18 protein-coding genes are annotated in these 20,175 nt (G+C 51.7%); 13 read left to right on the top strand and 5 right to left on the bottom strand.

Annotated features, from left to right (window positions below):
• The first annotated feature begins 173 nt into the window (after window positions 1-173).
• The gene (locus AC3WQT_RS28330; RefSeq protein ID WP_492709286.1) at window positions 174-1,634 is read left to right on the top strand and encodes a sensor domain-containing diguanylate cyclase; all 1,461 of its coding nucleotides are present in this window, start codon (window positions 174-176) and stop codon (window positions 1,632-1,634) included.
• Here AC3WQT_RS28330 and AC3WQT_RS28325 read toward each other — a convergent pair.
• A complete protein-coding gene (locus AC3WQT_RS28325; RefSeq protein WP_492709284.1) occupies window positions 1,619-2,455 on the bottom strand; it encodes a Rossmann-like and DUF2520 domain-containing protein in 837 nt (278 codons plus the stop codon). The two genes, AC3WQT_RS28330 and AC3WQT_RS28325, sit on opposite strands and share 16 nt — an antisense overlap.
• A 3-nt stretch (window positions 2,456-2,458) precedes the next feature.
• A complete protein-coding gene (locus AC3WQT_RS28320; RefSeq protein WP_492709282.1) occupies window positions 2,459-3,160 on the bottom strand; it encodes a Crp/Fnr family transcriptional regulator in 702 nt (233 codons plus the stop codon).
• Between the two features lie 298 nt (window positions 3,161-3,458).
• Here AC3WQT_RS28320 and AC3WQT_RS28315 point away from each other — a divergent pair, with 298 nt between their 5' ends.
• The 11 genes from AC3WQT_RS28315 to AC3WQT_RS28265 all read left to right on the top strand — a co-directional run bounded on the left by AC3WQT_RS28315 (window position 3,459) and on the right by AC3WQT_RS28265 (window position 16,268).
• A complete protein-coding gene (locus tag AC3WQT_RS28315; protein WP_492709280.1) occupies window positions 3,459-5,411 on the top strand; it encodes an AMP-dependent synthetase/ligase in 1,953 nt (650 codons plus the stop codon).
• An 11-nt stretch (window positions 5,412-5,422) separates the two neighbouring features.
• Window positions 5,423-6,211 carry an ABC transporter ATP-binding protein gene (locus tag AC3WQT_RS28310; RefSeq protein WP_186955877.1) on the top strand — a complete coding sequence of 263 codons (789 nt, stop codon included), beginning with the start codon at window positions 5,423-5,425 and terminating at the stop codon, window positions 6,209-6,211.
• Window positions 6,212-6,299: 88 nt separating this feature from the next.
• Window positions 6,300-7,196: a branched-chain amino acid ABC transporter permease gene (locus AC3WQT_RS28305; protein ID WP_492709346.1), complete on the top strand. Its 897-nt coding sequence runs from the start codon at window positions 6,300-6,302 to the stop codon at window positions 7,194-7,196.
• Between the two features lie 160 nt (window positions 7,197-7,356).
• On the top strand, window positions 7,357-8,415 hold the full coding sequence (locus AC3WQT_RS28300) for a branched-chain amino acid ABC transporter permease (protein ID WP_492709277.1): 1,059 nt from the start codon (window positions 7,357-7,359) through the stop codon (window positions 8,413-8,415).
• 120 nt (window positions 8,416-8,535) lie between these two features.
• Window positions 8,536-9,837 (top strand): ABC transporter substrate-binding protein, encoded by a 1,302-nt coding sequence (locus AC3WQT_RS28295; protein ID WP_492709275.1) that lies wholly within the window; start codon window positions 8,536-8,538, stop codon window positions 9,835-9,837.
• A 67-nt stretch (window positions 9,838-9,904) separates the two neighbouring features.
• Window positions 9,905-10,774 (top strand): ABC transporter ATP-binding protein, encoded by an 870-nt coding sequence (locus AC3WQT_RS28290; protein ID WP_492709273.1) that lies wholly within the window; start codon window positions 9,905-9,907, stop codon window positions 10,772-10,774.
• 215 nt (window positions 10,775-10,989) lie between these two features.
• Window positions 10,990-12,237: a phenylacetate--CoA ligase family protein gene (locus AC3WQT_RS28285; protein ID WP_492709271.1), complete on the top strand. Its 1,248-nt coding sequence runs from the start codon at window positions 10,990-10,992 to the stop codon at window positions 12,235-12,237.
• 214 nt (window positions 12,238-12,451) lie between these two features.
• Complete coding sequence (locus AC3WQT_RS28280) at window positions 12,452-12,910, top strand: (2Fe-2S)-binding protein (protein ID WP_492709269.1); 459 nt, start codon at window positions 12,452-12,454, stop codon at window positions 12,908-12,910.
• A gap of 11 nt (window positions 12,911-12,921) precedes the next feature.
• A complete protein-coding gene (locus AC3WQT_RS28275; RefSeq protein WP_492709267.1) occupies window positions 12,922-15,168 on the top strand; it encodes a xanthine dehydrogenase family protein molybdopterin-binding subunit in 2,247 nt (748 codons plus the stop codon).
• Between the two features lie 134 nt (window positions 15,169-15,302).
• Complete coding sequence (locus AC3WQT_RS28270; protein ID WP_492709265.1) at window positions 15,303-15,761, top strand: cache domain-containing protein; 459 nt, start codon at window positions 15,303-15,305, stop codon at window positions 15,759-15,761.
• A gap of 72 nt (window positions 15,762-15,833) precedes the next feature.
• The gene (locus AC3WQT_RS28265) at window positions 15,834-16,268 is read left to right on the top strand and encodes a DUF3052 family protein (RefSeq protein WP_492709263.1); all 435 of its coding nucleotides are present in this window, start codon (window positions 15,834-15,836) and stop codon (window positions 16,266-16,268) included.
• 26 nt (window positions 16,269-16,294) lie between these two features.
• Here AC3WQT_RS28265 and AC3WQT_RS28260 read toward each other — a convergent pair whose 3' ends face one another.
• From AC3WQT_RS28260 to AC3WQT_RS28250, 3 genes are all read right to left on the bottom strand, one after another.
• On the bottom strand, window positions 16,295-17,407 hold the full coding sequence (locus tag AC3WQT_RS28260; protein WP_492709261.1) for a carbonic anhydrase: 1,113 nt from the start codon (window positions 17,405-17,407) through the stop codon (window positions 16,295-16,297).
• Between the two features lie 123 nt (window positions 17,408-17,530).
• Window positions 17,531-17,833, bottom strand: a complete 303-nt coding sequence (locus AC3WQT_RS28255) for a DUF1330 domain-containing protein (protein WP_162061220.1) — start codon at window positions 17,831-17,833, stop codon at window positions 17,531-17,533.
• A gap of 22 nt (window positions 17,834-17,855) precedes the next feature.
• Entirely contained in the window at window positions 17,856-18,854 is a 999-nt protein-coding gene (locus tag AC3WQT_RS28250; RefSeq protein WP_492709259.1) for an NAD(P)H-dependent flavin oxidoreductase, read from the bottom strand.
• A 94-nt stretch (window positions 18,855-18,948) separates the two neighbouring features.
• Here AC3WQT_RS28250 and AC3WQT_RS28245 point away from each other — a divergent pair, with 94 nt between their 5' ends.
• Complete coding sequence (locus AC3WQT_RS28245; RefSeq protein ID WP_492709257.1) at window positions 18,949-19,803, top strand: enoyl-CoA hydratase-related protein; 855 nt, start codon at window positions 18,949-18,951, stop codon at window positions 19,801-19,803.
• Window positions 19,804-20,175 lie beyond the last annotated feature (372 nt).

Here is a 20,175-nt window from a genome sequence, read left to right as displayed (position 1 = left end):
CCCGCCACTCTGTATAAAACACAAATGCAATGTAGGTATTTTGCACGCCTGCAAGCGTAAAACCAGCTCATGACAATGAGTTTGCCGCCAAATTGACCGGAATTTGCATGGGTTTATAGTATTATCTTGCGGCAAACCTCACGCTCATGCTCCGTCTCTCATTCATGCAAAAAATGTTAAAAAAATACGGTCTGCTGGTCTGGCTATCCCTGATCCTGATTGCAGGTTTTGTTTCCACTACCGTGGCATCTTTTGTCGTTTCCCGTGATGCCATACAACAAAGCATCTCCGAACAAACCCTGCCCATTACCGGTGACAATGTCTATTCTGAAATCCAGAAAGACATATTGCGCCCGGTGTTTGTCTCTTCACAAATGGCGCATGACACTTTTTTGCGTGACTGGATCATCAATGGTGAAGAGGATAAAGACCAGATCGTTAAATACCTGAAAGAAATCAAGCAAAAAAACCATGCGATTTCCAGCTTTCTGGTGTCAGATCAAAGTCACAATTATTATCATGCCGATGGCGTGCTGAAGACCATCAGCGATACCGAACCACGTGATCAATGGTTCTTCCGGGTGCGTGGCTTGAAAAGCGATTATGAAACCAATGTCGATGCCGACATGGCCAATCGCGACACCATGACCATCTTCATCAATTACCGCATCCTCGATTATTCAGGGAAGTTCATTGGTGTCACAGGCATAGGCATGACGCTGGACACCATGAAAACCCTGATAGACAGTTATCAGACCCGCTTCCGCAGGAATATCTTTTTCGTCGACCAGAAGGGCAATATTGCCCTGGCTGGCAACAACATGAAAAAGATACGCAGCAATTTAAGCAATATGTCAGGACTGAGCAGCCTGGCACCGCAAATCCTGGCTAACCGCAAAAGTGAATCCCAGCATCTGGAATACAAGAGCGAGAATGAAACCATACTCGTCAACGCACGCTTTATTCCTGAGCTGGGCTGGCATTTGCTGGTAGAGCAAGAAATGGGGAATGAGATCAAGCCCTTGCAAAATATCTTCCTTATCAATATCGCCATCAGCGCTGGCATCACCCTGATTATCCTGGTGATTCTGTTACTGACAGTCAGGCGTTATCAAAAGCGCCTGGAAAAATCAGCGTCCACCGACACCCTGACCAATTTACTGAATCGCCAGGCGTTTGATTTCGTTTTCCAGCAAGCCCTGCTCGACAGTGAACGTTCGCGCCAGCCCATGTGCGTAGTCTTGCTGGATATCGATTTTTTCAAGAAAGTGAATGACAAGCAGGGCCATCTGGTGGGTGACCATGTGCTTAAGGAAATCGCCATGATATCCAAGCGCTCACTGCGCGAAAGCGACATTATCTGTCGCTGGGGTGGCGAAGAATTCCTGATCCTGTTGAAGAACTGTACGCTGGAAAAAGCCACCTCGATTGCCGAGAACCTGCGCAATACCATCGCCAATAATGATTTCTCGCGTACCACTGACCTGACACGCACCCGCCTTTCAATTACCGTCAGCATGGGTGTGGCTGAATGCAAGGACAAGGAAAGCGAAGCCAGCGTCTTTGAACGTGCCGACCTGGCTATGTATCAAGCCAAGGAAAATGGCCGTAACAGCGTTTATTTCTCTGAGTGAGAATTCCGCGCAGCCGCCAGGTCTATGGTGGGCTGCGTAAATGCCTGATACAAGTCCCCAGCCTGCTGATCCCAGCCGTTGAGCCTGGTTTGCTGTAAAGCGACGGTCTGCATGTCGCCACGGGCGATAGGGCCGGTTAGCGCAGCCTGTGTGCCCAGATTGAAGATATTCTCCAGTGTTTGCCTTGCCAGCGGTGCCGCCATCTTTTGCGCCACATCTGCCGGTATGCCAGCCGCCTGATAAGTGCGTAAAGCGACTTCCATCAGGGTCACCAGATAATTGCTGGCAAACACAGAACCGGCGTGATACAGCAATTTATTGTCTGCCTGGATGATGACGGTCTCTGCGCCTATGGCTTGCAAGGCAGGTCGCAATAATGTGAGTGCAAACTCATCACCTTCGAGGCTGCATATCGTACCGGCAAATTGTTCTGCCAGCAAATCGACATTGGCAAAACTGCGTACAGGATGGACACTCGCTACAGCCGCGCCTGCCAATCTGGCAGGCTGCAACTCTGTCGATGCCTTGGCACCGCTACAATGGAAAATGACGCTGCCTGCCTTCAACAAACCGGCATCCGCCAGTTGCTGGCAGACACTGGCGATCTGGTCATCACTGACGCTCAGCATGGTGACATCGGCGGCTTGCAGTTGCGCGATTGCATCGACAGCCTGCCCTGCCCCCAGCCATGCCACAGCATCGCTGGCACTGGCCAGACTGCGGTTCAAGACCTGTTGTAGGGCAAACACCTGCTGGCGCCGGAAGTTTTTGGCGAGTACCTTGCCAACTTTACCTGCACCGATGATATTCAGGGTCTTCATGCTTCATTCTTCCGGGAAGCGGCGCAGGCCTTCAAGGTCAAGTATGGTGATGCCGCCATAGTCCACGCTCAGCAGATTTTTCTTTTCCAGCAGTTGCAAAGCCTGGTTGGCCCGCTGGCGCGAGACACTGGAGATATAACCGATTTCTTCCTGCGATATCTGGATTTGCATGCTGCTGCCAGCTTTCAAACCGGGATTCAAATACGGGTGGAACATGGCTGCCAGGCAACGGGCAACCCGGGTATCAGGATCAAGCATGCGGTCGTATTCAACCAGGGAGATAAAAAACCCCAGACGCTCGTTCAATTGATGCAGGAGAAAGCGGTTAAACGGAATACTGTTATCCAGCAAATAAGTGAAAGTAGCACGTGGCATATGTGCCACACGGGTATCACGCAGGGCCACTACATCATAACGACGCAGTTCCGTCTTCAGCAGCGAACCTTCACCAAACCAGCCGCCCGCCAGCATGCAACTGAAAGTCACGGTCTTGCCATCGGGCGAAATACTGCTCATTTTCAGGAAGCCATCGATGACACCCATCCAGTGCTCTACCGGATCACCTTTGCGGCAAACATAAGCACCGGCAGGAATGAAACGCTCGACAACTTCGTCTTCCACTTTTTGCATATGTTCTGGCGACAGCATGCTGGCCCACAGGGACTTGGCAAACCGCTCTTTAGGGTCGCTGATTTTTTTTGTCATATTTGTGCAACGCACCACAGAAAATTGCTTCAATTTTTCAGATTGTCAGTCGAATGACAACCACCGGCCCCTGAAGGGTCTACTATCGCTTCAACAAAAAGAAATACGGAGACATTGTAAGCGAGTTGCCCACTACAGCGAAGACTGTAGACAGACTCAATGGCAATTCATTGCATCTCGCCACAGGCCTACCGTAAAGTCCCCTAAGCTGAAGCAATAAGTAAGTTGTAAGTCAGCAGTAAGGGGGCATCAGGACACTCACATGAAGTAAGCCCTAAAACAATAGGCTGGTGGAGACATGAATCAAAAAGAAGCAGCGAATTCGACTTTTCCCAGGTTGTTATTGCAGCATGGGAAAACACGGCCACAACATCCGGCTTTCCGCGAAAAAGACCTGGGTATCTGGCAAACCTGGAACTGGCAGCAAGTCAATGCAGAAGTGCGCGCCCTTGCCTGTGGCCTGGCTGCACAGGGCTTCAAGCGTGGCATGAACCTGGCCATCATAGGCGACAACCGCCCGCGCCTGTACTGGGCCATGGCTGCCGCGCAATGTCTGGGTGGCATACCCGTGCCTTTATATCAGGATGCACCGGCTGCCGACATGGCCTATGTTTTGGAAAATGCCGAAATTGCCTTCGCTATCGTCGAAGACCAGGAACAAGTTGATAAGTTGCTGGAGATTAAACAACAGTATGCAGGCATACAACATATCGCCTTTGATGATGACCGTGGCATGCGCCATTATCACCAGCCTGAACTGACTTCCTACGCTGCCCTGCAGGAACTGGGCCGAGCTTTCGATATCACCCATCCTGATTTTTTCATGAGAGAAGTGGAACTCGGTCAGCCAGATGACACTGCCGTCATGCTGTACACCTCAGGCACCACTGGCAAGCCCAAAGGTGTTTGCCAGTCTCACCGCTCTTTCATGACAGCTGCAGTGGGCGGTATGGAATTTGATCAGCTTACGGCACAAGAAGATATCCTGTCTTATCTGCCCATGGCATGGGTAGGTGATCACCTGTTCTCCTTCGCCCAGGCCATGGCTGTAGGCTTTACCGTGAATTGCCCGGAATCCAGCGAAACCGTCTTGACGGATTTACGCGAAGTCGGCCCCACGTATTATTTTGCCCCGCCCCGCGTGTTTGAAAACATGCTGACCACGGTCATGATACGTATGGAAGACGCGGGCACAATCAAGCGCAAACTGTTTGCCCATTTCATGGATCTGGCGCGCCGTGTCGGTTCTGACATACTCGATGGCAAAGCCGTCAGTAGCATGGACCGACTGCAATATACGTTCGGCAATCTGCTGATTTATGGCCCACTGAAAAATGTACTCGGCTTGTCACGCGTACGGGTTGCCTACACTGCCGGTGCCGCTATCGGCCCTGATTTGTTCCGCTTCTATCGCTCCATCGGTGTCAACCTCAAGCAGTTGTATGGTTCCACTGAAACCTGCGCCTATGTCTGCTTGCAGCCGGATGGCAAGATCAAGTTTGACAGCGTGGGTGCAGCAGCACCCGGTGTCGAAGTCAAGCTCGCGCCAAATGGTGAAGTGCTGGTCAGGTCAGATGCCATGCTGACGGGTTACTACAAGCGCCCCGATGCAACGGCAGAAGTCATGGATGAACAAGGTTACTTCCACACCGGTGATGCAGGCATCTTTGACCAGGATGGACACCTGAAAATCATCGACCGTGCAGCCGATGTCGGCAAGATGAATCAGGGTGATATCTTTGCGCCCAACTACATAGAAAACAAACTCAAGTTCTTCCCCTTCATCAAGGAAGCGGTGGTCTTTGGCCATGAACGCGATACCGTGTGTGCCTTCATCAATATCGATATGGAGGCAGTCGGCAACTGGTCAGAAAGACGCGGCATTGCTTATTCTGGTTATACCGATCTGGCTGCCAAGGCCGAAACTTATCAACTGATACTGTCGTGCATAGAAAAAGTGAATGCAGATCTCGCCAGTGAAGACTTGATGGCAGGTACGCAGATACACCGTTTCCTGGTACTGCACAAAGAACTCGATCCTGATGATGATGAGCTGACCCGCACCCGCAAGGTCAGACGCAAATTCATTGCCGAAAAATATGCCGTGCTGATAGACGCCCTGTATTCAGACAAGCGTTCGCAGTTCATAGAAACCCTGGTCAAGTTTGAAGATGGCCGCCAGGGCAAGGTCAGTGCCGATTTGCATATCAGCGATGTCAAAACATTTTCTGCCCAAAAGCTGGCTGCGTAAGGAATATATAAATGGCAGATAACAGAAAAATCGGTGAAGTCATCCTGGACTTGCAAAACATCTCTTTGGCCTTTGGTGGCGTCAAGGCTTTGACGAATATCTCCTTCAATGTCAGGGAACATGAAATACGCGCCATCATAGGCCCCAACGGTGCGGGCAAGAGTTCAATGCTGAATGTCATCAATGGTGTGTATCGCCCACAACAAGGTGACATCACTTACCGTGGCCAGCACCGCAAGGACATGAATACCTATGCTGCCGCAAAAAGCGGTATCGCCCGTACTTTCCAGAACATCGCCCTGTTCAAAGGCATGAGCGTACTCGACAATATCATGACGGGCCGCAACCTGAAAATGAAAAGTAATTTCCTCATGCAAGCCTTGTACTGGGGCCCTGCACAAAAAGAAGAAATTGCCCATCGTGAAAAAGTGGAAGAAATTATCGACTTCCTGGAAATCCAGCATATACGCAAGATACCGGTGGGCAGGCTTTCTTATGGCTTGCAAAAACGCGTGGAGCTGGGTCGGGCACTGGCAGCCGAGCCGGAGATTTTATTGCTGGATGAACCCATGGCTGGCATGAATGTGGAAGAAAAGCAGGACATGAGCCGCTTCATCCTTGATGTCAATGACCAGCTGGGTACCACTATCGTTTTGATTGAACATGATATGGGCGTGGTCATGGATATTTCTGATCGCGTGGTCGTGCTCGATTACGGCAAGAAAATCGGTGACGGTACACCTGCTGAGGTGCTGGCGAATCAGGAAGTGATTAACGCTTACCTTGGTGTGGCGCATTGAAGATGGGAAACCTCTGTACCTCTGTGTTGAGAGGTCTTCTGTTCAAGATTCATGTTTGCTTAACGTAAGCTGAGAGCTAGAAATGAATATTAGTTTTTTCTTTGAAGTGTTTATCGGCGGCTTGCTGTCCGGCGTCATGTATGCGCTGGTGGCGCTGGGCTTTGTGTTGATCTACAAAGCCTCAGGCGTCTTCAATTTTGCGCAGGGGGCGATGGTTTTTTTTGCTGCCCTGACTTGCGTAGGCCTGACCGAAAAATTTGAAATGTCATTATGGCTGGCGATACCGTTGACCATGATGGTGATGGTGGCGCTGGGTCTGGCAATCGAACGCGTAGTATTGCGACCGCTGGTGAACCAGCCTGAGATTACCTTGTTCATGGCCACCATAGGCCTGACATTTTTTATCGAAGGCCTGGCGCAATTACTGTGGGGTTCGCAACCACACAAACTGACATTGCCTATTGAAGACGTACCCATAGAATATTTCATGGAGAAATTCAATATTCTGGTGTCGCAATTCGATGTCATCGCCGCGCTGATTTGTGCCTTGCTGGTGACTGGTCTGGCCCTGCTGTTTTCCAAAACCAAGATAGGTCGTGCATTGCGTGCGGTGGCTGATGATCATCAGGCAGCGCTCGCCGTTGGCATTCCCTTGCAACAAATCTGGGGCATAGTCTGGGCGGTTGCCGGTTTTGTCGCCCTGGTTGCTGGCCTGTTGTGGGGTGCCCGTAATGGTGTGCAGTTTGCGCTGACCTTCGTGGCCCTGAAAGCCTTGCCGGTATTGATTTTGGGTGGATTCACTTCCGTCCCCGGCGCGATTGTTGGCGGCCTGATTATTGGTGCATCTGAGAAACTGGCAGAAGTGTACATAGGCCCACTGGTGGGTGGTGGTATAGAAGGCTGGTTCCCGTATGTGCTGGCATTGCTGTTCCTGCTGGTCAGGCCAGAAGGTTTGTTTGGTGAAAAAATCATACGCAGGATTTAATGTCCTGCAGTTCAGCACAATAAGGACTTACGCAAAATTGTCACAGCAAGGTGTAGCGACGAAGACAATACGAATAGTACAGCGAGGAGCGGCAACGCAGCTGGGGCGGTTTTGCGAAAGTCCTGATAATCAAACGTAATTAGCAGAGTAGAGGAACACTATGTTCTACCGTGAAGCAGGTCAGTTTAAAACGAGTTACCAGGCAGATAGCCAGATTTTCCCGATACGGCAAGACCGTATCGGTATTGCCATCGTCCTGATCGCAGCATTTGTTGCCGTACCCGGACTGGCAACCGATTATGCGTTTTCTGCGATTTTCATTCCCTTCCTGATTTTCTCGCTGGCAGCGCTGGGCTTGAATATCCTGACTGGTTATGCAGGGCAATTGTCACTGGGTTCAGCAGCCTTTATGGCCGTCGGTGCCTTTGCTTCTTATAATTTTGTCTTGCGCATACCCGGCATACCGGTCTTGCTGGCTTTCGTACTTGGTGGTTTGTCAGCGGCCATGGTAGGTATTGCGTTTGGTTTGCCGTCGCTGCGCATACGCGGTTTTTACCTGGCAGCAGCCACGCTGGCAACCCAATTTTTCGTGGTCTGGTGCCTGACCAAGATACAGTGGTTTACCAATTACAGTTCTTCCGGTGTAATCACGGCGCAAGAAATGGTGATCATGGGTATGAGCATCAATACCCCAGTCAAAAAATACCTGCTGACCCTGACGGTAGTGTGCGTCATGGCCATGCTGGCCAAGAATATGGTGCGCTCCAACGTGGGCCGCTCATGGATGGCGGTGCGTGACATGGACGTGGCGGCAGAAGTCATCGGTTTCCGACTCATGCGCACCAAGTTGCTGGCTTTTGCCGTGTCTTCATTTTACTGCGGCATTGCCGGTGCCCTGTATGCCTATGCCTATCTGGGTACGGTAGAGCCAGAAGCCTATAACCTCGACCTGTCTTTCCGTATCCTGTTCATGATCATCATTGGTGGTGTCGGCTCGATACTCGGCTCCTTCCTGGGTTCTGCCTTCATCATCCTTTTGCCCATCGTCCTGAACCTGATTGCCCATGGCCTGTCTTTGCCTACCAATGTAGCGTCAAACCTGGAACTGATGGTATTTGGCGCATTGATTATTTTCTTCCTGATCGTTGAACCACATGGTCTGGCGAGGTTGTGGCAAATCACCAAGGAAAAATTGCGACTCTGGCCTTTCCCCCATTGAGTGGCAGTAACAAGATTAGTACCAACAGTAAAAGAGAGTTCATAATAAAGATGCTTCGCCTTTGCAACAAGAGGTAGAAAAGCATCAGGCAATATCCATCCAAAACCACAAGGAGACAATATGAAACTGCTTAAATCCCTGCTCATGGCCTCGGCAATCCTGGGTGCCGTCAATGCAGCCCAGGCGAATGATCAATTCATTCCCGTCCTGTCTTATCGCGTTGGCCCTTATGCGGCTGGCGGTTCAGGCTTTTACGGCGGTGCCATCGATTATTTCAATCTCATCAATGCCAAGGGTGGTTTGAATGGTGTGAAGATTTCCTGGGAGGAATGCGAGACTGAATACAATGCTTCGCGCGGCGTCGAATGTTATGAACGCCTGAAGAAAAACCAGGGTGGCGCATCACTGATAGAGCCACTGTCTACCGGTATCGCCTACGGTATTCTCGATCGCGTCGCTGAAGACAAGATCCCTTTGACTACGCTGGGTTATGGCCGTTCTGATGCGGCCAATGGTAAAGTTTTCCCGTATGTATTCCCGCTGATCACCAGCTACTGGAACCAGGCTGCAGCGATGACCAAATACCTGGGCGATAAATCCGGTGGCCTGGACAAACTCAAGGGCAAGAAAATTGTCCATCTCTACCATGATTCTGCCTTTGGTAAAGAACCTATCCCGGTACTGGAAGCACAGGCCAAGCAATATGGCTTCGAACTCATCAAGATCCCGGTTGCTCATCCTGGTAATGAACAACAATCGCAATGGCTGCAAATTCGCCAGGCCAATCCTGATTACGTGATCCTGTGGGGTTGGGGAGTCATGAATGCAGTAGCGATCAAGACCGCGCAACGCAATGGTTATTCTCGTGAAAAAATGCTGGGTGTCTGGTGGGCAGGTTCAGAAGAAGATGCGATCCCCGCTGGCGATGCAGCAAAAGGCTATACCGCGATGACCTTCAATACGCCAGGCAATTACCCTGTGCTCGATGAAATCCGCAGCAAGGTCTATGCGGCTGGCAAGGGCAATCTGGGTGACAAATCCCGTATCGGTTCCGTGTATCACATGCGTGGTGTGACTGCTGCCATCTTGTGGACAGAAGCCATCCTGAAAGCGCAGGAGAAATTCGGCAAAGGCAAACTCATGACTTCCGAGCAAATCCGCTGGGGCTTTGAAAACCTGAATGTCGATGAAGCACGCCAAAAAGCTTTGGGTGCGATGGGCATGTTCCCGCCAGTGAAAACTTCTTGCGAAGACCATGAAGGTTCCGGCGCTGTCAAGGTACAGCAATGGACCGGCGATAAGTGGAAAGCCATCACGCCTAACTGGGTTACTGGTGACAAGGCCTTGACACGTGCCATGCTGGAAGAATCATCCAACAAATATGCGGCTGAGAAAAAAATCACACCTGCCTGTTTGAAGTAAAAAAAGTAAGCGACGGAGGCCTGGCCTCCGTCGTCCTGGCAATACTAATTCATAGCACATCAAGATCATGAGCGTACACAGCATTACGGCAGAAGCAGCGGGCGCAGCAGGCAATACGGCGGCAGCAGCGGCCGACATCGCCTATCTCAGCGTCAACAATATTGAAGTCATCTACGATCATGTGATCCTGGTGTTGAAAGGTATTTCCCTGCAAGTGCCGCAAGGAAAAATCGTCGCCTTGCTGGGTGCCAATGGGGCGGGTAAATCAACCACGTTGAAGGCGATATCAACGCTGCTGAGAAACGAGCGCGGCGATATCACCAAGGGCGATATTACTTTCCGCGGGCAGCGCGTTGATCACCTGACGCCGAATGAACTGGTCAAGCGCGGCCTGTCACAAGTCATGGAAGGCCGTCACTGTTTCGGGCATTTGACTGTGGAAGAAAACCTGCTGACCGGAGCCTACACGCGCAGCCTGTCGCGCAGTGAACTCAAGGCTGAACTGGAAAAGGTGTACCACTACTTCCCACGCCTGCGTGAGCGCCGTAATTCGCAGGCGGGCTATACCTCGGGTGGCGAGCAACAGATGTGCGCGATAGGTCGCGCCCTGATGGCCAAGCCGTCGATGATTTTGCTCGATGAACCATCGATGGGCATCGCACCACAACTGGTGGAAGAGATTTTTGAAATCGTCAAAAGCCTGAATGTGCAAGAAAAAGTATCTTTCCTGCTGGCCGAACAAAATACCAATGTCGCCCTGCGTTACGCAGACTTTGGCTACATCCTGGAAAACGGCAGGGTCGTCATGGAAGGCGAAGCCAAAGACCTTAGCAGCAATGAAGACGTCAAGGAATTTTACCTCGGCGTCTCAGGTGCAGGCCGCAAGAGTTTCAAGGATATGAAGTTTTATAGAAGGCGCAAACGCTGGCTGGCATGAGAACCTGCTTACGATCTTAAGCGCGAACGCAGTTGTTGCTTATGTGGGGCTCATGTGCTGCTCAAAATGCTCATGTACTGAAGTACATTCCGCTTTTTGCGCTGCGTGTTTGTTACCCTGACCCCGCTGACACTCGCTCGCTACAGATCGTCAACAGATTCAAAAAATCTTAATAAATGCAACAAAAAATAAATCAACCACTATAGAGCATGCTCATGAGTGACTATCTGGACGCCCTGGAAACCCGCAATCCACAAAGCCGCGAACAAGCGCTGATGAACAAGCTACCGCAATTGATTGCCCATGCCCAGACTGCAGAAGGCTGGGGCAGAATATTGCAGGGAGTGGATGCGCATGACATCAAGAGCCGCAGTGCACTGGCACAATTGCCGGTGACACGGAAATCCGATCTCAAGGATCTGCAAAAAGCCCTGCCACCATTTGGTGGCCTGAATACTACTCCGGCGCGCCAGATGGGACATATCTTCATGTCGCCCGGTCCCATCTTTGACCCTGAAGGCCGCGGCCAGGACTGGTGGCGCTTTGCGCGCCCCATGCATGCCATAGGCTTGCGGGCTGGCCACCTCTTGCAAAACTGTTTTTCCTACCATTTCACACCTGCCGCCTTCATGGTGGAAAGTGCCGCTGCCCGTATAGGTTGTGCAGTCATCCCGGCCGGTATAGGCCAGACGGAAATGCAGGTACAGGCCATGGCCGAATTGCGGCCTGATGCCTACATAGGTACGCCCAGTTTTTTGAAAATCATCCTGGAAAAAGCGCTGGACATGGGTGCCGATATTTCCAGCGTACAGCGCGCCATTGTCGGTGCAGAAGCCTTGCCGCCTTCCCTGCGCAAATGGCTGCAGGAACATGGTGTGGCCCATGTATTGCAAATCTATGCGTCAGCCGATATAGGCAATATCGCTTATGAAAGCATGACCGATGGCCAGGTCAATCCCGGCATGATACTGGATGAAGACTTGATACTCGAAATCGTCCGTCCCGGCACGGGTGACCTGGTGGCGGAAGGTGAAGTCGGTGAGGTCGTCATCACTTCCTTTAATCCTGACTACCCCCTGATACGTTTTGGTACAGGTGACATGTCAGCGATACTGCCAGGCACTTCAGCTTGTGGCCGTACCAACCAGCGCATCAAGGGCTGGATGGGCCGGGCGGACCAGACTACCAAGGTCAAGGGTATGTTTGTCCATCCTTCGCAGGTGGCAGAAGTCGTCAAGCGCCATCCTGAAATCAGCAAGGCCAGGCTGGTCGTTACCGGTGAAATGGCGAATGACGTCATGAGCCTGCATTGTGAAACTCTGGCTGCCAGCCCTGTACTGCAAGCTGCCATCATTGATAGCCTGCGCGATGTCACCAAATTGCGCGGTGATGTGCAGTTTGTTGCACCCGGCAGCCTGGCGAATGATGGCAAGGTTATAGACGACGCCCGCAAATACGAATAAAACCAAGCGCTTCTGACGCTGGGACAACAAAAAACCACGGAAAAGACAGCTTTTCCGTGGTTTTTGTCTCTCTTGCACTAATGTTCCAAAAATATTCTATAGTAGTTAGGTAAACCAAATATAGATGAACCTGCCTGCCAGACTTGTCCACTCTGTTTCCCCCGTTTTTTCCTGTTCTGCCCTGCAACCACTACACCGGATGGAGAACCGTTCCATGACTGCACTGAATATCAATAGCAAAGAACACCAGGTAGATGCCGATCCTTCCACGCCCGTGCTCTGGGCGCTGCGTGATTCCCTGGGCCTGACTGGCACCAAGTTTGGCTGCGGTGCAGCATTGTGTGGCGCCTGCACTGTGCATTTGAACGGCCAGGCAATACGCTCTTGCGTCACCCCCATCTCTTCTGTCGCAGGGCAAAAAATCACCACCATAGAAGCCATGAGCCAGGACAAGGTCGGCAAAGCCGTGCAGGCAGCCTGGATCAAGCATGACGTGGCCCAATGTGGTTACTGTCAAAGCGGTCAGATCATGAGCGCCACGGCATTGTTGAAAACCAACAAGAAACCCAGCGATGCTGATATCGACGGTGCCATGGCAGGCAATATCTGCCGATGTGGAACTTATGTGCGCATCCGTGCCGCCATCCATGATGCTGCATCCACTCTGGCCTGAGGAGAATAGCCATGCATTTTGAAACCCGCCTCGATGAATTACCACGCCATTTGCAGTCGCTATTGCAATCCACTACACCTGAAACCGCCTCTACTGGCCTGAGCCGCCGCAGCTTTTTGAAGGTGGCAACTGCCAGCGGCTTTGCCCTGGGTTGCTATCCCATACTGGCAACTGCACAGGATGCCGCTGCCAAAGCACCTGCAGGCTTGAAGCCTACCGAACAACCTGGCGCATTCGTACAGATCGCCAAAGATGGCACAGTCACCGTCACCTTCAACCGCCTGGAATTTGGCCAAGGCGTGCAAACCAGCCTGCCATTAATACTGGCAGAAGAACTTGATGCCGACTGGTCCAAGGTCAAAAGCGCAAATGGCAATAACCACCCAGCCTATGTCGACCCGGCATTTGGCATGCATTTGACGGGTGGTTCGAACTCCATCGCCCATTCCTATACCCAGTACCGAGAACTCGGTGCGCGTACCCGCGCGATGCTGGTGCAAGCTGCAGCCAGCCAGTGGCAAGTTGATCCTGCCAGCCTGCGTACCGAGAATGGCAATGTCATCGGCCCCGGTGGCAAGAAGCTGGGTTATGGCGAACTGGCTGATGCTGCGATGAAATTGCCAGTGCCAGAAAAAGTCACGCTGAAGGACCCGAAAAACTTCCGCCTGATAGGCAAACCCACAGGTCGCCTGGACGCAAAAGCAAAATCCACAGGCACTCAGGATTTTGGTATTGATACCCATTTGCCCGGCATGCTGACTGCCGTAGTGGTACGGCCACCGGTATTTGGAGCCAAGGTCAAGACTATTGATGACACTGCCGCAAAAGCCATCAAGGGTGTCAAGGCAGTGCTGCGCGTACCGACGGACCGTGGTGGCGAGGGCGTGGCGATTATTGCGACCGGTTATTGGCCAGCCAAACAGGCCCGCGATGTACTGAAGTTGGAATGGGATACCGATGGTGTGGAAAAAGTCGATTCCGCCAAAATGTTGGCCAGCTACAAGGAACTGGCCAAGAAGCAAGGTGCACTCAAATTCAATGATGATGTCTCAAAAATAGCAGCAGCACCGCATAAGCTGAATGCAGAATTTGTCTTCCCCTATCTTGCGCATACCCCTATGGAGCCGCTGAACTGCACGGTTGCCATCAAAGGCGACAAGGCAGAATTGTGGATGGGTACGCAAATGCCCGGCCTGGATGGTTTTGCAGCCGCCAAGACCCTGGGCCTGAAGCCGGAAAATATCGCAGTACATACCCAGTATGCAGGCGGCGGTTTTGGCCGCAGGGCGATTGCCACCAGCGATTATGTGGTGGAAGCCTGCCATGTCGCCAAGGCCGCGCAAACAGCAGGACTGGATGCCCCGGTACGCACGCTGTGGAGCCGGGAAGATGATGTCAAAGGTGGTTACTACCGCCCCATGCACTTGCACAAGGCCGAAATTGGTTTTGATGCCCAGGGTAATATCCTTGGCTGGGATCATGTCATCGTCGGCCAGTCGATTGTCAGCGGCACACCATTTGAATCCATGATGGTCAAGGATGGCGTGGATATCACCGCAGTCGAAGGCATGAAAGAGCCGTATGAAATGCCTATGCGCCTGTCTGTCCATCATCCCAAGATCAATGTGCCGGTCTTGTGGTGGCGCAGCGTGGGTTCTACCCACACCGCCTTTGTCATGGAAACCCTGCTCGATGAAATTGCCCAGACCACCAAGCAAGACCCGGTAGCTTATCGCCTGAAACTCATGGGTGACAAGCATCCACGGCATAAAGCGGCATTGCAACTGGCGGTGGAAAAATCTGGTTATGGCAAGAAGAAATTGCCAGCAGGACGAGCTTATGGTGTGGCTGTACATGAATCATTTTCTTCCGTCGTTGCTTACGTCGTTGAAGCATCCATGAAAAATGGCCAGCCCAAGTTACATAAGGTGACTGCGGGTGTGCACTGCAACCTGGCTGTCAATCCAAAAAGCGTAGAAGCCCAGGTGCAGGGTGCGGCGCTGATGGGGCTCTCCATGTGCCTGCCAGGTGCTGCCATTACGCTCAAGGATGGTGTGGTTGAGCAAAGCAACTTTGGTGATTTTGTGGTGCCACGCATTACCGATATGCCACAGATTGCAGTACATATCGTCCCTAGTGCAGATGCCCCTACCGGCATGGGTGAGCCTGGCTTGCCCGCACTGGCACCTGCTTTTGCGAATGCCATCGCCAGGGTCAGTGGCAAGCGCTGGCGCGAGCTGCCTTATAAACCCGCATAAGCAAAGCTAATTTTTGTTACTTGCATGCAATGTAGGTAGTAATGAAGCGCAGATAGTTGTATGTTGAGGGATATCAGATTCCAGGAGTTTGATGATTGCTGGAATTTGGTATCCCACAATAAAGGAGACTTATCATGCGTAGTTTCATTAAATTCCTGACACTGACTTTATTCAGTATTTTTGTCAGCCAAAGCGTATTCGCTGCAGACCATGGTACGGCGCAAGAAGCTGAGGCCATGGTGAAAAAAGCCATTGCCCATATCAAATCCAAGGGAGCAGATGCGGCCTACCCTGAATTTAATAATCCCAAAGGTAATTTCAGTGACCGCGACCTGTATATTTTTGTACTCGACATGAGTGGTAAAACCCTGGCTCACGGTGCCAATCCCAAGCTCTTGGGCAAAAATATCAGTACGCTAAGAGATGTCGATAACAAAGCCTTTATTGAAGAACTCCTGGCAACCGCAAAGAGCAAGGGAAAAGGCTGGATAGATTACAAATGGCCAAATCCGACTACCAAGGCCATAGAATTGAAATCCACCTATTTTGAGAAATCTGATGATGTCGTCGTTGGTTGTGGCATCTATAAGTAAATGCTGTTCGGGCTCATCTGATTGATGTTAAGCAGTATCTGAAAGGATACTGCTTTTTTAATTTTTTTTGCGATGAATTCTACTTCCACCGGCTATTCCGGTACACCACTGGCAAAGAAACTGGGCATACAAACTGACAGCCATGTTTGCGCCAGACATGCGCCTGAAAACTATCTGGATTTGCTGGCAGCCTTGCCAGACGGTGTGGTGTTTGACAAAAAGACTACGCCTGCGACAGATATCGTCCACCTGTTCACCGACAAGAAAACTGTCCTCGTCAAAGAATTGCTGACCTGTAAAGCAAGCTTGAGAAGTGATGCTGCAATCTGGGTATCATGGCCCAAGAAAGCCTCGAAAGTGCCTACCGACATCACGGAAGATACGATAAGGGAAGTCGCCCTGCCCATGGGCTATGTGGATATCAAGGTCTGTGCTGTCAGCGATATATGGTCAGGCTTGAAACTGGTGGTGCGCAAAGAATTAAGGCCGGACTGGCCAGCCTCATAACGTCGTCTATTGACACTTGTTACCGCTTAATTTGATTCCTTGATCAGACGACCAGAGTTCTTTTGTATGGGCCGTGCATTCATGGGATACAGGCGGCTAAATATCGTCAACTGGTCTGGTGAAATTTCTACCGGTTCTTTCATGACCAGCCACAACACACCTTCGCTGCAGGGTGGTGTCGTCAGTGAACCCATATAGGTATAGTAATCACGTTTGACTGGCAGTATGTCGTTCATGTCCATGGTCGTCAAAGCCTGTACTGGATCATTCTTTTCCAGCGGCAGGTTATTCCAGACATGCTGCACCAGACTGTGCGACTTGCCACGCTCTATCAGCACGGCCACCACGGCCAGTTTGCCATCAGCATCCTTGTGCACCAGGTGAGCGACCATTTCAAAGCTCTTGCCATTCACCCGTTCTTCGGATGGCTTATGGAAATGGAATTGCACCAGCTCATAATTGTGGCCCAGCACATTGATATAGTTACCCGCGCCGATATTCACCTGTATGGTGTGACCATTATCAATGACAGAAAAACGGCTGGGCTTGTAGTCAAAGGCAATCGGGTCGAGATCCACCTTGATACCATCGCGGATATCGATGGGTGATTGTCTTTCGCCTATATCGCATTTGGCATTGGCAGTATTAAGCTTGCCCCAGTTTAAAGGGCCGCCTTCACCTTTATAGCTCCAGTGGATATCGGCGTGGCTGGCCGCCAGCCCGCCTGCTGCAGCCGCACTGTTGGTACCATGATCGCTCTTGGGTTTGGCCGTTTCAGGCCTGCGTACTGGCGGCGCATAAGATGGCCGCATGACAGGCTTGGGCGCGCTGCGTGCTGCGGCCTCATCCTTGTCCTTGCGAATGACGCTGAGACGCTCTGCTATGCGTGCAGCCAGCTCATCTGCAGCCAATGCTTCTTTGGCACGGATCGCGGCTTCCTTGGCGGATTCCTTGCTCTCTTTGGAAGCGGGCTTGCGCTCTTCTTTGGCTGTTGCAGATGCCGAGGCTGATGCAGAAGCAGAGCCAGAGGCTTCTTCCTTCGCTGATGCAGGCTTGATAGGTTTGGACGGTGGTGGATCGTTCGCCTGAGCGGACAAGGCCAACAACATGGGGAGCAGCAGAGCGAGAGAGCGGCGCATAGTGGAGTGAATTTAGGATATCGGTTTGCAGAGAGATACCTTAGTTACGGCAAGTCTCTTTGCAAACTTGAATCCTGAAAGCAATGTGTGGTTTTTTAGCCCTCAAGCCACCGCGATCTCAGCTTACACCCCTTCAACGATGAACAAACGACCTATGGAATTGGCATGACGGATTTCCATGGCCTTGGCATATTCAACCGAGTCATACCATAGCTGCGCCTGTTGCAAGCTGGGAAACTCAACCAGCACCGAGCGCCAGCCTTCATTATGAGCATCGTCCCGCCCCTCTTTTTGCACGCGTGTACCACCGCGTACCAGAAATTGCCCGCCATATTGGGCTACGCTGGCTGTAGCCAATGGCCGGTATTCAGCATAGGCATCGGCATTGGTGACCTGGATTTCTGCAACGACATAAGCTTTACTCATGATATTCCTGACAATTAATTGATCACAAAGACAATACGCGCGCTTTAGCGGCAGCGTATTCCAATTTCAAACGTGCTACCACTTCAGCCACAGTCAGCACATCATCCATCAGGCCCACGCCCTGGCCAGCACCCCAGATGTCACGCCAGGCCTTGGCCTTGCTGCCACCACCAGAACCGAAATTCATCGCGCTCTTGTCGGCCACTGGCAGATTGTCCGGGTCCAGCCCGGCGGCGATGATGGATTTTTTGAGGTAATTGCCATGCACGCCGGTGAACAGATTGGTATACACGATATCCGCAGCAGCAGAATCAAGAATGGCCTGGCGATAGGCTTCATCGACATTTGATTCTACCGTAGCCAGCCAGCGCGAGCCTATATAGGCAAAATCAGCTCCCATGGCTTGTGCCGCCAATACGGCATCACCCGTAGCGATAGAACCTGACAAGGCAATCGGGCCATCAAAGAAGCGCCGTACTTCACCCACCAGGGCAAACGGCGACAGACCACCAGCATGGCCACCTGCACCGGCCGCCACCAGTATCAAACCATCGACCCCGGCTTCCAGCGCTTTTTGTGCATGGCGTATGGAAATCACATCATGCATGACGATGCCGCCATAGCTGTGTATTGCATCCAGCATTTCTGGCGGTGGTGCACGCAGGGAAGAAATGATGATGGGTATCTGGTGTTTGACGCACACCTCGACATCATGCGCCAGCCTGTCATTCGACTGATGGACGATCTGGTTGACTGCGATCGGACCTATCACAGTGTCGGGATGGGCTTCCTGATGTGCTGCCAGTTCAGCCTGCAATTCTGTCAGCCAAACATCCAGCAACTCTGCTGGCCGGGCATTCAGGGCAGGGAAAGAGCCTACTATGCCCGCCTTGCATTGCGCTGCCACCAGTTTGGGGCCACTGGCAATGAACAGGGGTGAGCCAATGACGGGCAGGCTAAGATGTTGCAAAGCTGATGGCAGGCGTGATGCAGAATGCGGTACAGGTGAATCTTGAGTCATAGTTGATATCCTCTAAGCTGAAGCACAGACAACAGATTTCTTGCATATATCCAGTATGATTTTACCGTGCCAATAAAAATCCTGTGGAGACACCATGACTTATCAATGCTTTGACTTCAGTATCAACAATAAAATTGCCCACCTGCGCCTGAACCGCCCGGCCACGCTAAACACCATGCAACCAGTGTTTTTTCGTGAGCTGACAGAAATTTTGCAAAACCTGCAAAACCAGGCGAATGCGCGCGTGCTTATCATCTCTTCTACTGGCAAACACTTTACAGCTGGCATGGCACTCGATGTCTTCGCCGGTGGCGGCATCACACTGGACGATGCCAGCGCCGTTGGTCGCGCCAATATCGCCCTGGCACTAAAGGACATGCATCATGCCTTCAACCTCATCGAATCCCTGCGCATGCCTGTCATCACCGCCATCCACGGTGGTTGCATAGGCGGCGGTGTCGACATGATTTGCGCCAGCGACATACGCCTGGCCAGCAGCGATGCTTTTTTCTGCATACAGGAAATCAACATAGGCATGACCGCCGACCTCGGCACTTTACAACGCCTGCCCAAGCTCATCCCCGAAGGCATAGTCCACGAAATGGCCTACACAGGCCGCCGCCTGCCCGCACAACGCGCGCTGGCAGTTGGCCTGCTCAATGATGTATTTGATACCCAGGAAAACATGCTGGCAGCCGCCCTGCAAATGGCCACAGAAATCGCCGAAAAACCCCCGGTCGCCATCTGGGGCAGCAAACAAGCCATCCACTACGCCCGCGACCACAGCACCCACGACGCCCTGCAACAAATGGGCTGGCTGCAATCCGGCATCTGGCAAAGCAGTAATTTGATGGAAGCCTTCGTGGCGAAGCAACAAGGCAGACCGACGGAGTATGCGGATCTGGCGCCGGTTAGTTCGTTTTCTGAGGCGGCTTATCATTTGAAGTAGGGAGTAGTCATCTCAATCTTAACGTCGATCAAACCAATACAAAGATACATGAGTGATGGTCGTGTTGACGTTGTTTTTGACTTTGGGGGTTGCTGTTGAATTTGACGTTGTTTTTGACTTTTGTAGTACCCATGTGTCGACGCCGTTTGTGCAGTACAGAAAATGGAAAAAGAAGAGCCGCTGTTTGAGCCGCAGGCGAGTTTCGGATCTTCCCATTTTTTGTACTGCACAAACGGGAACCCCCTTCAGGGGGCGGCTACGCCTGGGTCGCCTTCTTTTGCTTCCTTTTCTTGGCGTGTAGTGGTCAAGTAAATCAGGACAAAGAAATAGGAGTTTTTACGGCGTAATGACGTTCGAAGACAGAGGGAGATA

Source organism: Undibacterium sp. FW305-107 (assembly GCF_058788535.1).
Note: the sequence above shows the minus strand (reverse complement) of the source record. Positions and strands in the feature narration are given on the sequence as shown.

Excerpts from the sequence above, each read along its gene's own strand:
- AC3WQT_RS28330 (WP_492709286.1), top strand. The coding sequence starts at position 174 with ATGTTAAAAAAATACGGTCTGCTGGTCTGGCTATCCCTGATCCTGATT.
- AC3WQT_RS28325 (WP_492709284.1), bottom strand. The coding sequence starts at position 2,455 with ATGAAGACCCTGAATATCATCGGTGCAGGTAAAGTTGGCAAGGTACTC.
- AC3WQT_RS28320 (WP_492709282.1), bottom strand. The coding sequence starts at position 3,160 with ATGACAAAAAAAATCAGCGACCCTAAAGAGCGGTTTGCCAAGTCCCTG.
- AC3WQT_RS28315 (WP_492709280.1), top strand. The coding sequence starts at position 3,459 with ATGAATCAAAAAGAAGCAGCGAATTCGACTTTTCCCAGGTTGTTATTG.
- AC3WQT_RS28310 (WP_186955877.1), top strand. The coding sequence starts at position 5,423 with ATGGCAGATAACAGAAAAATCGGTGAAGTCATCCTGGACTTGCAAAAC.
- AC3WQT_RS28300 (WP_492709277.1), top strand. The coding sequence starts at position 7,357 with ATGTTCTACCGTGAAGCAGGTCAGTTTAAAACGAGTTACCAGGCAGAT.
- AC3WQT_RS28295 (WP_492709275.1), top strand. The coding sequence starts at position 8,536 with ATGAAACTGCTTAAATCCCTGCTCATGGCCTCGGCAATCCTGGGTGCC.
- AC3WQT_RS28290 (WP_492709273.1), top strand. The coding sequence starts at position 9,905 with ATGAGCGTACACAGCATTACGGCAGAAGCAGCGGGCGCAGCAGGCAAT.
- AC3WQT_RS28285 (WP_492709271.1), top strand. The coding sequence starts at position 10,990 with ATGAGTGACTATCTGGACGCCCTGGAAACCCGCAATCCACAAAGCCGC.
- AC3WQT_RS28280 (WP_492709269.1), top strand. The coding sequence starts at position 12,452 with ATGACTGCACTGAATATCAATAGCAAAGAACACCAGGTAGATGCCGAT.
- AC3WQT_RS28275 (WP_492709267.1), top strand. The coding sequence starts at position 12,922 with ATGCATTTTGAAACCCGCCTCGATGAATTACCACGCCATTTGCAGTCG.
- AC3WQT_RS28270 (WP_492709265.1), top strand. The coding sequence starts at position 15,303 with ATGCGTAGTTTCATTAAATTCCTGACACTGACTTTATTCAGTATTTTT.
- AC3WQT_RS28265 (WP_492709263.1), top strand. The coding sequence starts at position 15,834 with ATGAATTCTACTTCCACCGGCTATTCCGGTACACCACTGGCAAAGAAA.
- AC3WQT_RS28260 (WP_492709261.1), bottom strand. The coding sequence starts at position 17,407 with ATGCGCCGCTCTCTCGCTCTGCTGCTCCCCATGTTGTTGGCCTTGTCC.
- AC3WQT_RS28255 (WP_162061220.1), bottom strand. The coding sequence starts at position 17,833 with ATGAGTAAAGCTTATGTCGTTGCAGAAATCCAGGTCACCAATGCCGAT.
- AC3WQT_RS28250 (WP_492709259.1), bottom strand. The coding sequence starts at position 18,854 with ATGACTCAAGATTCACCTGTACCGCATTCTGCATCACGCCTGCCATCA.
- AC3WQT_RS28245 (WP_492709257.1), top strand. The coding sequence starts at position 18,949 with ATGACTTATCAATGCTTTGACTTCAGTATCAACAATAAAATTGCCCAC.